The sequence below is a fragment of the Psychrobacter sp. M13 genome, from assembly GCF_030718935.1.
Classification (GTDB): domain Bacteria; phylum Pseudomonadota; class Gammaproteobacteria; order Pseudomonadales; family Moraxellaceae; genus Psychrobacter; species Psychrobacter immobilis_G.
In genome coordinates this window covers 1,567,285-1,581,499 of the sequence record NZ_CP132194.1, presented here as the reverse complement: position 1 = coordinate 1,581,499, position 14,215 = coordinate 1,567,285, and the positions used below count along the sequence as shown (strand labels likewise).

Annotated in this window: 12 protein-coding genes; 3 read left to right on the top strand and 9 right to left on the bottom strand. The window is 42.8% G+C overall.

All coding sequences use genetic code 11. The annotated features are described in order from the left end of the window. Nucleotides 1-125: 125 nt before the first annotated feature. Entirely contained in the window at nt 126-1,523 is a 1,398-nt protein-coding gene (locus Q9G97_RS06665; protein WP_305900230.1) for a PLP-dependent aminotransferase family protein, read from the top strand. A 72-nt stretch (nt 1,524-1,595) separates the two neighbouring features. Here Q9G97_RS06665 and Q9G97_RS06660 read toward each other — a convergent pair whose 3' ends face one another. The 6 genes from Q9G97_RS06660 to yghU all read right to left on the bottom strand — a co-directional run bounded on the left by Q9G97_RS06660 (nt 1,596) and on the right by yghU (nt 9,992). Continuing rightward, the gene (locus tag Q9G97_RS06660; RefSeq protein ID WP_305900229.1) at nt 1,596-1,811 is read right to left on the bottom strand and encodes a hypothetical protein; all 216 of its coding nucleotides are present in this window, start codon (nt 1,809-1,811) and stop codon (nt 1,596-1,598) included. Between the two features lie 279 nt (nt 1,812-2,090). Further along, entirely contained in the window at nt 2,091-3,719 is a 1,629-nt protein-coding gene (locus Q9G97_RS06655; protein ID WP_201573383.1) for a long-chain-fatty-acid--CoA ligase, read from the bottom strand. Between the two features lie 129 nt (nt 3,720-3,848). Further along, on the bottom strand, nt 3,849-5,084 hold the full coding sequence (locus Q9G97_RS06650) for a DUF819 domain-containing protein (protein WP_305900228.1): 1,236 nt from the start codon (nt 5,082-5,084) through the stop codon (nt 3,849-3,851). A 382-nt stretch (nt 5,085-5,466) separates the two neighbouring features. Beyond that, nucleotides 5,467-7,158, bottom strand: a complete 1,692-nt coding sequence (locus tag Q9G97_RS06645) for a DEAD/DEAH box helicase (RefSeq protein ID WP_305900227.1) — start codon at nt 7,156-7,158, stop codon at nt 5,467-5,469. Between the two features lie 529 nt (nt 7,159-7,687). Continuing rightward, nucleotides 7,688-8,884 carry a DUF1176 domain-containing protein gene (locus tag Q9G97_RS06640; RefSeq protein WP_305900226.1) on the bottom strand — a complete coding sequence of 399 codons (1,197 nt, stop codon included), beginning with the start codon at nt 8,882-8,884 and terminating at the stop codon, nt 7,688-7,690. 277 nt (nt 8,885-9,161) lie between these two features. Continuing rightward, nucleotides 9,162-9,992 carry a glutathione-dependent disulfide-bond oxidoreductase gene (gene yghU, locus Q9G97_RS06635; protein WP_201573377.1) on the bottom strand — a complete coding sequence of 277 codons (831 nt, stop codon included), beginning with the start codon at nt 9,990-9,992 and terminating at the stop codon, nt 9,162-9,164. Between the two features lie 274 nt (nt 9,993-10,266). On the opposite strand from yghU, the gene Q9G97_RS06630 reads away from it, so the two are divergent. Continuing rightward, complete coding sequence (locus Q9G97_RS06630; protein WP_305900225.1) at nt 10,267-11,643, top strand: DHA2 family efflux MFS transporter permease subunit; 1,377 nt, start codon at nt 10,267-10,269, stop codon at nt 11,641-11,643. Between the two features lie 105 nt (nt 11,644-11,748). On the opposite strand, the gene bfr (Q9G97_RS06625) is transcribed toward Q9G97_RS06630, so the two are convergent. The 3 genes from bfr (Q9G97_RS06625) to Q9G97_RS06615 form a co-directional block, all read right to left on the bottom strand. Next, nucleotides 11,749-12,228 carry a bacterioferritin gene (gene bfr / locus Q9G97_RS06625; protein ID WP_305900224.1) on the bottom strand — a complete coding sequence of 160 codons (480 nt, stop codon included), beginning with the start codon at nt 12,226-12,228 and terminating at the stop codon, nt 11,749-11,751. A gap of 118 nt (nt 12,229-12,346) precedes the next feature. Then, entirely contained in the window at nt 12,347-12,838 is a 492-nt protein-coding gene (gene bfr / locus Q9G97_RS06620; RefSeq protein WP_201573371.1) for a bacterioferritin, read from the bottom strand. Nucleotides 12,839-13,187: 349 nt separating this feature from the next. After that, the gene (locus Q9G97_RS06615) at nt 13,188-13,379 is read right to left on the bottom strand and encodes a bacterioferritin-associated ferredoxin (protein WP_201573370.1); all 192 of its coding nucleotides are present in this window, start codon (nt 13,377-13,379) and stop codon (nt 13,188-13,190) included. Nucleotides 13,380-13,890: 511 nt separating this feature from the next. Between Q9G97_RS06615 and Q9G97_RS06610 the strand changes: the two genes are divergently transcribed. Then, nucleotides 13,891-14,205, top strand: a complete 315-nt coding sequence (locus Q9G97_RS06610; protein WP_201573369.1) for a helix-turn-helix transcriptional regulator — start codon at nt 13,891-13,893, stop codon at nt 14,203-14,205. Nucleotides 14,206-14,215: the final 10 nt, after the last annotated feature.

Here is a 14,215-nt window from a genome sequence, read left to right as displayed (position 1 = left end):
TAGCGATTAATATCATAACAGTACCGATACAGTTCTATAGGCAATGAACAAAGTGTAGAGATTAATTTACCATAACAGTTGCCAATACAGCTACCATAACACCTTAACCAAAGGCTTGCGAAATAATGATAGATACCTATGTTCTCAATCCTAAAGTAACCAAGACAGTCGGCGTTACTGAATGGATAAAGCAGCGCATTGACTGGCAGATTTATTTGTCTAATCAGCGCGTACCATCGGTTCGCAAGCTTGCTAAATTACTCAATATCTCAAGCTTCACAGTGACTCAAGCCTACGAGCAGCTAGTGGCTACAAACATACTCCTAGCTAAGCCTGGCTCAGGATATTATGTTCGAGAGCAGGCAACGGTAGAGAGGACGGTAGAAACAAAGAGTAAAACACCAGTCATAGATACCCGCTGGCTGGTCAATCAGATGTTTAGTGAGATACCGCGCCATCAGGCACCTGGTGCTGGTGTGTTACCGAATGATTGGATACGCAATGACAAGATGGAGTGGGCTATTCGGCAAGTTACTGCTCAAGCCGACAGCTTTGTTTATGATTATGGAGATATTAAAGGATATCTACCTCTGCGTCAGCAGCTAGTTCAGCACTTAGATACTTTAGGAATGCATACCTCTATTGACAATGTGGTGACCACCGCTGGTGTATCACAAGCAGTGACTTTGGTGGCGCAATTATTATTACAGTCAGGTGATACGGTGATAGTAGATAATCCAGGCTGGTTTTGGTTGTCGAGTTGCCTGCAGCAACTGGGGTTTAAAGTAATTGCTGTAGAGCGTGATCATTTAGGTCCTGATATTGAGCAGATGCAGCAGTTGTTTGCAGCGCATCGACCTAAGCTCTATCTTACCAATAGCGTATTACATAATCCAACGTCCTATAATCTCCACCCTGCCCGCGCTCATCAAGTCCTAAAGCTCATTCATGAATACGATGCTTATATCTTTGAAGACGATTTATACGCCGCTTTTGTGCCTGATGGTCAAGCATTGCGTTATGCTAGCCTTGATCAGTTCGAGCGGGTGTTTTATGCGACAGGATTTTCAAAATCTATGTCATCAGGTTGGCGTGTCGGTATGCTAGTATGCCCTGATAGATTTATTGAGGATATGTTAAGAGTCAAAACCTTGAGTAATATGACTACACCAGAATTTGGCGAGCGAGTGATTCATAAATTATGGACGCAAGGAGAATATCGACGCCAATTAAAAAAAGTACAGCAGAATTTATATGAGGCTCATCAGAATTTGCGCCAATCATTACCGAGTATTGGTATTGTTTATCCTAAACAGACGCAGGCAGGCATGTTCGTTTGGGTTGATACTGGGCAAGATACCGCGCAGCTGGCATTAGATGCTTACAAGGATAAGTGGCTAGTCGCTCCAGGGCAGTTATTCAATCCTAGTGTTAAAGAATCAACTTACTTACGACTAAATGTGGCGACAACTAGTAATAAATTCTTAGAGTGGTTAGGATATTATTTAGACAGAAACGTCTAATAAGCTCAATTAGCGCGTTCGATTAAAGTACTCATCATCTTTTCTGTCATTAGCGACTTGTGCAAAACACACTTATTTTCCTGAATGGTTTTCTGGATGAATAGCTTCTTTCATCTGCCGTATGACCGCGCTTAATAGCATCTCATCCACATCAGTTAACTTATTAAGTCCATAGTCATAAGTCTTTAGGATCATAGCTTGTTGATCTTGAGTCAGCTCTAATGTTAGCGGACCATCGACGGTTAAATGTCTATAGTCTTCAATATTTTTTGCTTGTCGTTTGCTCATGCTTGACTCCTCATTATTCATATTATCGACTTAATCTTTTATCTTATTTTGAGAGATGATATACATCAGTTTACTATCTAATTTGATTTTTATCAAAAACCGCTTTTTTGATAATTTGTAGCCACAACTCTTTAAAAATGCTCTGGTAGCACTGCTACATGATGTATCAAAATTACTTTTTTTTGACTAGGGCATGTTTTTTAGAGCAATAAGTACAATAAAAAAGCCTACAAGATTGCAGGCTCCTTCAACAAAAACAAGACTTATTCAGTCAAAAACTTACGACTCAAGCAATACATCACCATAGGCATCACGTAAGTTATTTTTCATCATCTTACCTGCACCATTCAACACTATATTGTCAACAAAAACCACTTTATCTGGTATTTGCCAACTAGCGATACGGTCGTTATAAACCTCTAAAACATCACTCTCTGTGACGGCTGAACCTTCTTCTTTTACTACGATCAGTACAGGGCGCTCACCCCATTGCTTGTGCTTGGCGGCAATGGCGGCTGCCATCTTCACTTGTGGATGTTCAACGGCGATGTTTTCCAGCTCCACCGATGATATCCACTCACCGCCTGATTTGATTAGATCCTTTGAGCGATCACGGATATTCATATAGCCATCAGCGTCGATAGTTGCGATATCACCTGTGTCAAACCAACCATCAGCCGTTATAGCATCTGGGTTCTCAGTAAAGTAATCATCAATCACCCAATGACCACGGATTTGCAAGCGCCCTTGAGAGTGACCATCTTCTGCTACAGGTTTGGTTGGCTCTTCGGTGTCCATCAAGCGTAGCTGTACTCCATAAGGCGGACGACCTTGCGACTCACGCAGCTTATTCATCTCATCATTACTGAGTGATTTGTGCTTCGCTTTTATCTGATTCATCGTACCCAGCGGACTGGTCTCTGTCATGCCCCAACCGTGTATCGCATCACAGTTAAAGTCTTCACGGAACGTCTTAATCACTGAGGGTGGACAAGCTGCGCCGCCGACGATAGTACGCGTCATACTCTCAAGTTTGCTACCACTGCTTTTGGCAGCAGCAAGTAGACTCTGCCAAATCGTTGGCACACCAAGGGATAGAGTGACCTTATACTCATCAATCAGCTTGACTAAGCTATCGCCATCGAGGTTAGGTCCTGGCAGAATCAGCGAGCAACCAGTAAGCGCGGCAGCATAGGGCGTGCCCCAAGCATTGACATGGAACATAGGGACGACAGGTAGTAGCACATCTTTTGCAGAAAGGGATGATACATCAGGCATACTAAGCGCTATAGCATGTAGCACTGACGAGCGATGCGAGTATAATATACCCTTTGGATTGCCCGTAGTGCCTGAGGTATAGCATAAAGAGCTGGCAGTCTTTTCGTCAAATTGCGGCCAGTCAAAATCAGCGCTATTATCCGCTAATAACTCATCAAAAAACAACGCTTCTGGAAGTTTTTCTAACACTTTCTCATCACGATCACCAAGATAAATAAAGTGCTTGATGCCTTTGATCTGCTCTTTAATCGCCATGATTAAGGGTAAAAAGGTAATATCGAAAAACAATGCTTGGTCGTCAGCATCATTGATAATATAGCTGAGCTGCTCAGGGAATAGTCGAGGATTAATCGTATGACAAATCATACCGCTGCCTGAGATGGCATACCAAGCTTCTAGATGGCGGACATTATTCCACGCCAGCGTGGCAACACGATCCGCAGCTTGCAAACCTAATCCTGCCAAAGCATTTGCCAACTGTTTTGAATGGTTCGAAACCGTTATCCAGTCACTATGGGTCATAGTGCCATCGACTTCTTTTGATAACACGGCAGTATCATCATGGTACTGAGCCGCGTGCTCGAGTAAACCACTAAGAAGTAATGGCTGGTACATCATTTTTCCTAACATCTGTATATCCTTATAGTGATGTTTAAAGTGCTAACACTTAAGTATTAAAAATACTCTCATCAGTATACGATATCAGTTTTATCATTTACAGCGATGTTTGTATCTAAAATAAACTGAAGTGATGACTTCTCAGGTCACTACTAAACGCATGAGCTGAGTGCTAATATAACCACCAAAAGTACCCATTGCGTAGCCTAATATCCCCAAAAACACGCCAACAGGCGCAAGCGCAGGGTGAAAGGCAGTCGCGACTATTGGTGCTGATGATGCACCGCCTGTATTAGCATTAGAGCCGACGGCCAAAAAGAAAAACGGCGCGCGAATAATTCTAGCAACTATAAATATAATGATCACGTGAATTGTCATCCATACCAGACCTATCAGCAGTAGCCGCCACTGCGAGACGATACCTGCTAGGTTAATCTGCATGCCTATGGCGGCAATCAACACAAAAATAAATACCGTGCCTATCTTTGATGCGCCTGCGTGATCAAGCCTGCGTATTTTGGTAAAAGAAAAAACCACACCTATTAAGGTAATGATAACCACCATCCAAAAAAACGCGCTGGCAAAGCTATACTGTACCGCCCAAGCAAAGGGCGCAAAAGTGGCAGCGATTTGACCACCAATAAAGTGCGCGGCGCCAACCATCGCAAAGCATAAGCCAAACATCACCATCAAATCATTGAGCGTTGCTGGTCGCTCATGATCACGCTCATAGCTCTCAACAGCTTTGATAACTTTATCAATACTGCTAGAATCCGCTTTTAGCCAGTTATCTATCTTGGCGCTATGCTTCGCCAGCACTAGAATAATCAAGAGCCACAGCGAGGCATTAGTGGTATCAACTAAGATCATCATCCCAAATAGATCATCACTGACCCCAAACAGCTCTTTCATAGCAGCTTGATTGGCCGCGCCCCCTATCCAACTGCCTGCCACCGCTGAAAACCCACGCCATAGCGTGTCATCAGTGAACATCTCGGGCGATACCCACTTTGCTAGTGCTAGACTGATCGGCCCACTAATAACAATAGCGACACTTGCCGCAAAAAACATAGCGACAGCTCTCCAACCAAGTCCTAAAATCTTAGGAACATCCATTGACAAGGTCATCAGTAATAAGCTGGCTGGTAGCAAATAAGTGGCCGTAAAGCCATAAATCTGTGAGCCTATGCCATCGGCAAACACCCCAAGACTATTGAGCGTTGCAGGTATAAAGCAGCAAAGCACAATACCTGGCAAAACGGCATAAAAACGTCGCCAGAAATTGCCTGGCAGTGCTTGGGTATAAAAAACTAGCCCAATAATCGCCATAATAATACCAAAGGCAACAGGTAAGCTTTCAATAGCTGAGTAAGACATAGCGAGCATCGCAGGTTTCCAGTATAAGGAGCAGTAAAAGCGTGCAGTATAATAAAGGCAAAATCTACGCGCAAGTCGCGGTTACTAACAAATTAATCTTTATAAATAGACTATGAAATTAATAAGTAGTTAGGCTATATTGAATAATGCAAACAAATGAGCTGGGTTAAAAGTCCAGCCTACGCAGCTAGTTTATTATTCTAAAATAACTATCCAAGATAATTTAATGGCGGGTTACGCTGCGCTAACCGCACCCTACACAAAGATTTGCTTCGGACACAAAAAAGCCAGATAACGAGTATCTGGCTTTTTTTCAAAGCTGGCTTTAGATAATTATCTTGATAGCGAGCTTTAGGTATAGAATACTGCTTTGTTGAGCATCTTACGAATTGTTACCACGGTTGCCACCGCTTGAGCGACCTTGGCCACGGTTGCCGCTGTCTGAGCGGTTGGCTGGACGACCTTGGCTGCCACTTGGACGACCACGACCTGTTGCAGCGCGCTCACCGCGTGGAACGCCAGCGCTATCACCACGGCTAGGACCGCCAGTACGCTTACCTTGATACGGCTTACCACCGAAGCGATCATTAGGCTTGCCTGATGAATCGCGTGGCTTGCCAGCACTTTGGCCTTGATAGCCACTATCGTTGCTGGCGCGTTGACCTGTACCTTTGCTACTGTCACCTGAGCGACCGCGAGCATTTTCAGGCTTACCTTGATAACCGCCACCAGTCGAGCGACCACGGCCTTGGCCATTACCACCACCGCCATTTGAGCGTCCACGACCACGGCCGCGACCATTACCTTTATTCTCACTTGGTACATAAGTCTTCTTCGGCTCTAAGCCTTCGATCACAGACACTTCCATTTTGCGATTCAAATAACGATTGATTGCATTGAGCTGTGGACGATCATCCATGCTACATAAGTTAATAGCAACACCACTACGGCCCGCACGACCACAACGACCGATACGATGGACGTAATCTTCAGTTTGGCGTGGTAAATCATAGTTGATAACATGTGATAAAGCTGGAACGTCAAGACCACGAGCAGCAACATCAGTGGCGACTAAAATCTTGCATTTACCATTACGTAAGTCTTGCACGATGCGGTTACGCTTGCTTTGTGGCAAGTCACCATGTAAGAAGCTGGCTTTGTGGCCGTCATCTTGTAATTGCTTAGCTAGTTTTTCAGTGCTGCGTTTAGTGGCGGCAAAGATGATCACTTGATCAACGTCCTTTTCACAAACGATTTTGTCTAAGATTTTGTTTTTATGATTGAAATCATCACAATAATAGACTGTCTCATCGATATGAGCCGATTCTACTTTGATAGCAACGCGCTCAGGATTGTTAGTGAAAGTCGCGGCAATCTTGCCAACAGGACCATCCCAAGTAGCCGAGCACATAATAGTCTGACGATTAGTAGGAGCTGCTTTTAGGATATCACTGATATCATCAGCAAAACCCATATCTAGCATACGATCCGCTTCATCAAGTACTAGTACTTCAAGGTTTGATAAGTCAACGCGACCAGCATTGATATGGTCAAGCAGACGACCAGGCGTTGCAACAATAACTTGGACGCCTTTTTTGAGCGCGGTAATCTGACCGTTATAAGGAGCGCCACCGACTAATGGCACACAGAATAAACCACGCATATCTTTCGAATAAGTGCGTACGCTATCATGAACCTGCTGAGCAAGCTCACGCGTTGGCGTTAAGATAAGGGCTTTGGTTAATTTATCAAAGCTAGTCGCACGGCTTAAACGATCCAATACTGGAATGACGAATGCCGCTGTTTTACCGCTACCTGTTTGTGCTGAAAGTAGTAAGTCACGACCTTGTAGAGCAAAAGGAATCGCTTGTGCTTGAATAGGCGTTGGGTGGGTATAGCCACTACGCTCAAGCGCGGTAAGGATCGGCTTTGCGATGTCAAGTTCAGCAAAAGTGACTTGATCTTCTGTAGACTCGGCTTCAGAAGTAGCTTGTACAGCAGTGTCTGAATTTACAGTAGTAGTTTCTTCGATGATACCGTTTTGAGCGGCGATAGTAGATAAGATGTCAGTCATGAGAATCCTTGGTAGAGTAAGCCGCTGTAAATTCAGCGTACTTGTTGCCTACCACTGATAACCGCTCATTCACCCTGCGCTTCTATTGAATGCTCAATAAAAGCGCTGCGTGCTATCTGGCGTATTTTGGTGGTAGTGCCGAGTGTCTCATCCTTGCTTGCGCTTGCCACTTTATTCAGCTTTGTCCAAAGCTGATAACTGCAAACTACAACCAATCTGGTTTTAAATGGAACCAGTAGATAAGATATGAGTCAAAAATAACACTATTTTAGTTATTCAATAATGAGTTATTTAAGTACACAAAATCATCGGCAACAATTACTCTCAGCCATCCTAGGCTCAAAATCGCAGGCGATGTTATCAATCTCATAATTCACGTAAGCTTTGCTAACGTGGCGACGTATTATAGCACAACAATTATAATAATATTATTTATTTTTAGAATAACGATAAACTAAGCTCTGTTTTGCCTGATGGATGTATTTTTAGCGAAAAATTTAACAAGGGCTATCGGCGATTTTTATAGCTATTAGCGTTTTACATCTGTCACATAAGTAGGGAGCTTCCATGCACCGCCATCCGCGACCGAGCGACACAGCCCCGTCGTCCCCGAATAACTCTTATCAAAGCTTTTGCCTGTCCAGACCCACTCAGTGGTCGCTGTACAATCGCCAATACCTCGCTCCTTTTGAGTAGAGCTGATAACGCCTCTATCGTAACTAGTGGCGCTCGTAGTGACCAGCTTAGGATCAAAGGGAGCGCGATCGTTGATAACCCACATACCCTCACCGCTATTATAAGCACCAGACCAGCAACTATGCTGTGCCAAGAGCTGCGTACTATTGAGACGGTTGACTTTCCATGGAGTCTTGTTTGCAAGCTTTGGACACTCGCTAGTAGAGTCACCTACCGTGCTTTGCATCATAGCGCTAAGCTGTGAGGATTTTAGGCTAAAGCCTTTATTACTATTAACATTAGCGACCTGCTCAGGCATTACTAGGCGCAGTTGTGGTAGCTCTTTAGGAGCAAGTACATCGTTGTTCGAGTTATTAGCATTAGCTTTGATTAAAGCGCTGGCTGTGCCAACTCGCCCTTGCGCCACGTCAGCTTTTAGCATGACCGCGGTAGCCCCTTTATCAGACACTTGCCAGCGTGAGTTACGTACGACCAGCTCAATATTGCTGGATTTGGTCAGCGATGCTAGTAATGCACTCACTTGTGTACTGCTAAGCTTGGCATAACCTGCCCCTAGCGATGAGGAGCTGGTCTCGCCTAGATCCTTACCATTGATAAACAGCGCCACGCGATGGCGATTACCCAATTCTAGCAAGGCTTTATTGGAGCCTTTATTATCACCACCGAGCTTAATCTCGCCTGTCACCTCAGCATTAGCACCTGCTGGGCGAGTTAATAATATTGATGCGGCAAAGTCGCTGTTAATATCAGCTTGATACCCTGCCATACGACAAGTACGAGTATTATCACAAACCACTTGCCAATCCTTGTTAGTATATTCAACAGGACTAGCGGCATAGCTAGCTGGACTTATGGCTATCGCACTTATGAATGCGATAGATGAGCCTAAAAACTTACTTTTTGTATTATCAAATTTCAAATTATTTTTCATTTTAGGTGAACTTATATCGAATTTTTTAGCGCGTGTCATGCCACTACTTTTAATTTTTGCAAATAAGGGTGCTGAGATAGATTGAAATGATTTACTCATAGTTAGTACTCACTTTATTGCCTATTAAGTGCTATGCAGAGCCGTAATTATGCAATTACTAGCCCGTAAATATCAGCCTTAATAGCATAAACTAGTAATGTTTCTACCTATTATATCAAAGTATCATTTTGTAAATGCTTTAGTAAATCCCACTTATAACCACATATTGTCTATTCATCCGTTAGTTACTACCAATAAGCCAATAGAAAAAGCCAACAGATTTTTTTCTATTGGCTTGATTATTCATTTAAACCTTATTTATTAGGACTGCTATCTATTAGCTGATAGGTTTCAGCTCTAAGTCTACTGCTCGCTGTACTGCGGGACGCTTGGCTATCAGTTTTGCCCAGCGTTGCAAGTGCTGATAACTGTCAACTTGCAAGAACTCGCCAGCGTCATATAGCTTACCTAGCGCTAGCTGACCGTACCATGCCCAAATAATAATATCGGCAATAGTGTAGTCCGCTTCAGTATCGCCGCACATATAGGTAGTGTGCTCTAGATGCTTATTGAGAACATCCATTTGCCGTTTGGTCTCCATAGTAAAGCGGTTAATTGGATACTCCATAGGCTCTGGCGCATAAGCATAAAAGTGACCAAAGCCACCCCCTAGATAAGGCGCGCTACCCATCTGCCACATTAGCCAAGATAGACAATTGGCGCGTTTAGACCCTTGCTGCATTGGTATAAACTTTTCGAACTTCTCGGCTAAATATAATAGAATAGACCCTGACTCAAACAGTTGTATCGGCTCATTCTTATTAGAATAATCAACCAAGGCGGGAATCTTTGAGTTAGGGTTGATAGCGACAAAGTCAGAGCCAAACTGATCACCCTCAGAGATGTCTATCTTATAGGCATCATAAGCGGCCGCTTTTATACCCAGCTCGCTCAACTCTTCTAACAAAATATTGACTTTGACGCCATTAGGCGTGTTGAGCGAATACAGTTGTAGTGGCGCATCGCCTACGGGTAGCGTTTGCTCATGGCGCGTGCCTGCCGTCGGGCTATTAGTGCTTGCAAACTTTCCTCCGTTCTCTTTGTCGTTAGTCCAAATCTTAGGAGGTGTATACTCATTACTTGGTGTCTGATCTTTGTTAGCCGTCATAAAGCATCCTATTGTTAATCGTTCAGTTATTGGTTTGATTTTCGGTGCCTACACTATAGCGAGAGCACGCCAGCTTGATAAAGCGGTTTCGTGTAATCAATGTATCGCTTATTAATCTGTACTCATCACTGCTTATCATAGGGTTTCTCTTTTATTATCTTGAGGTTGTTCTTATACTAAGCGCATCAATATCAGTAGCTGTATGAATCAGTAGTTATACAAATCAAAACGATAGGCTAAAATTTATGTTCAAGGCTCTCATGGTAAAAGCTCTATGGTAACGCTAAGCGCAACCCAAACCAAATACCTGCCGTACGTGTTAGCAGTAGCGCTATTTATGCAGATTTTGGATGCCACTATCTTAAATACCTCCTTGCCGCAGATGGCGCAAGCCTTAGGGGAGTCGCCACTCAAGATGCAGTGGGCTGTTATTAGCTATGCGCTAACCTTGGCAATCTTTATTCCTATTAGTGGGTTTTTGGCAGACAAATACGGTACCCGTCGGGTGTTTTTGAGTGCGATTGTCATCTTCTGTATCGGCTCACTGCTGTGCGCCGCCTCGCCAACGTTAGATTTACTAGTAGGTTCGCGTATCGTGCAAGCTATTGGTGGCGCTATGATGACGCCTGTTGCTCGCCTAATTTTGGTCAAGTCCTATCCACGCAATCAGCTATTAACGGTGATGAATTTTGCGGTGATTCCAGCCCTTATTGCACCTTTGGTTGGCCCACTGCTCGGTGGCTATTTGGTACAATATGCCAGCTGGCATTGGATATTTTTGATTAATATACCGATGGGTATTTTTGGTTTTGTCGTCGCCAAAAGATTAGTTCCTGCTATCTTTGAAGATACCAAACGACTGGACTGGACAGGGTTCTTATTGTTTGCAGCCGCCGCTTGCGGCTTTACGCTTGCCGTTGAATTTGGTGCGCAACCTGGGCGTGCCATGTATGGCTTGCTCTTAGCTGTAATAGCCTCAACGCTGCTAGGAGCCTATATCTGGCATGCGAGGCGACGACAAGCGCCGCTATTTCCGCTCAGTCTTTTTAACATTCGTACCTTTCGCATCGGTATTACCGGTAACTTATTTACCCGTCTTGGCATCAGTGCTGTGCCGTTTTTGCTACCGCTGTTGCTACAGGTGGTATTTGAATATTCGCCATCACAAGCAGGCTGGCTACTTGCGCCTATTGCTGTTGGTGCAATAGGTGTCAAACCTTTTGTCAGTAAGCTGATTCAGCGCTATAGCTATCGCAAGGTACTGGTCTATAACACTTTATTATTGGGTATACTCATTATCCTGCTGGCACAATTCAATGATGCCGCGCAGTGGCTATGGTTTATACCGCTTTTGACTATAATGGGCGCTTGTAACTCGCTACAGTTTAGCGCGATGAACACGATTACTATCGGTGATCTGCAAGGGGCTCAGACCAGTAGCGGCAATAGCCTTATGGCGGTAAATCAACAATTAGCTATCAGCTTTGGTATTGCTTTTGGTGCAGCGATGCTCAACTTATTACGCGAGCGCTTTGGACTTGATAACTTAGCGGCCTTTCAGACGACCTACTGGTTATTAGGTATTCTCACTATTTTATCGGGATTGTACTTTTTACGTTTAAAACCCGAAGATGGTCGCGGCTTATATTAATAGTAAATTGACTTCCATTAGACATTAAAAAGCCAACATCAGATTTGACACCTGTGTTGGCTTTTTAATGTTGAGAATAACTTTAAATTATCTAGGGTTTATTTATTAAGACGCATCATCATCCATCTGCGCTTGGATATAGTTCTGTATCCCTAAATCTTCGATGAGATCTCGTTGGGTATCGAGCCAATCATCGTACTCTTCATTACCATCTTTGAGCTTAACAAGCAGCGCACGTGACACATAGTCTTTATGCTGCTCACACAGCGCGATAGCATCAGTAATGATGTCGAACTTTTGCTTCTCTAAGCGTAAGTTACAATCGATCATTTCAGCCACATCTTCTGCGATAAACATCTTACCTAATTCTTGCAAGTTAGGCAGTCCACCCAGCAGTAATACACGTCCGATTAAGTCATCCGACCATTTCATCTCAGCAATCGACTGCTTATAAAAATTATCATTTAACTTTTCAAGTCCCCAATGGCGTGCAATACGAGCATGCAAAAAGTATTGATTAATCGCAATTAGTGACTGACCTAACACTTTATTGAGTGCCTGAATAACTTCTCTATCACCTTTCATAGTTATTGCCTCTTATAATTTTATTCTAATCCAGCTGTAGCTACCTATAAATATAATAGGTCAACGCGGTAGCTTTTGGCGTATCTTATAATATCTAACGGTGAGCTACTCTCTAAACTTATGGCTCAAGATTAGGCGGTACTTCAGCCATTTGGCTTTGTAGATATCTTGGCAAGCCAATCATATCGATAAGACGCAACTGCTGCTCAAGCCAATGGGCGTGATCCTCTTCCGTATCTCGCAATTGCACCACGAGCATCTCACGAGTAACATAGTCATGCTCCTCTTCACATAGAGCAATACCGTCCTTTAGGTGCTGCTGGACCTCATACTCAAGATCAAGATCGAGCTGAAGCATCTCTGGGACAGTTTTACCAATGTGAATGCCATTCACTTTCATATTCGGCGTGCCGCTCAGCATCAAGATACGGCGGATAATAGCCTGAGCATGTAAGGTTTCATCCTCCATCTCATGATGGATACGCTCATATAGTTTGCCATAATGCCATTCAGCATACATCTCAGAGTGGATAAAATACTGGTCACGAGCGGCCAGCTCGCCCCCTACTAAAAAGTTTAAATAATCGATAACTTTTTGGCTGCCTATCATAATCTGCACTCCCTAGCCGACAAATCAGCTATATTTATTAATATAATGACTGTAACTAAATAAAAAACATAATTTTGCATAGCTAGTGTAGCACACGCCAGCCATGGGCTTGTAACGGTTGCTAACTGGCAATGAGATATTAGTTGAGAATTACAATTAATCAAAATTATTTCAAAGACAATAGTCCAAAAAAAAGCGGTATAGATAAGCAAAAAATATACATCATAAAAAAAACCGCCCTACTCTAAATGAGTATGAACGGCTAATAAAGGGGGATAACTAGTCATCTATAAACGCACAAAACATTTATAACAGTAACGCAAATAAATAGTAATACACATAGCGATAGCTAAACCGCGTAAGCGAGTACGTCGAGTTTTGCATGATACTCATCTAAGTAGTCATTGACCATAGGCTCACAACAACCACAACAGGTTGCTACATTTAACGTATCTTTTAAGCCACTAAGCGTATCAATGCCCGAGGCAATGGCCGCTTGAATTTGCTTTTCTTTTACATCATTACAGATACAGACATACATAGACTTGCTCCTGCTATATAGCAACTATCGTTTTACAAAATATCGAATCTTAGACAATGACCGCGCCTTTAGCTTTAAAAAGCTCGTTTGTGCTAAGACATTTATTACGTTGTTATAATAACGATAATTATTAGCATTTACAATAACTTTTACAACTTTTATCTTTGATTATCTACCTACTTGGTTTAGCTATTTAATTACTTAGTGACATTGAGATGACTCTACTCCTATTAAGATATGAACCATACATAATACAATATTGAATAATCGGTAACTCAAGTATAGTTACGGCTTTCGGTTAAATGACAAAAGGTAGTGTTTTGATGTTAAACAGTAACAACTGTCATTGTTTCATTAGATTAAAATGTTTTTATTATCATAATTTGTTATATTGCACACGCTACTGACACGTTTACTACCTAGCAGTGAATACTTATTCAGGTATTTCAATAACTTATAGGTGATTAGTTAGAAGCACATCAATAATTATTATGATATATGGAGATAGTTTATGTCTGACAATAGCTTTATTATTCAACCCGTTGAGTTGTTCAAAGTGCTGTCTGACCCTACACGATTAAAGCTATTTCAAATTTTGTTTCAAAAAGAAGCTCGCTGCGTAGGCGAGCTTGTTGAGATACTTGAGCAACCACAACCGACTATATCTCGTCATTTGAATCACCTAAAAAAATTGGGTATATTAAAGGCGGTGCGCGATGGAACTTGGATGTGGTATGAAATGGCGGATGATCTTCCGCTTTGGTGTCAGGATATATTACAGACGACGTATAGTACTTTGGTAGAGCAAAAGGACAACGTACGTTAGTTTTTCTCTA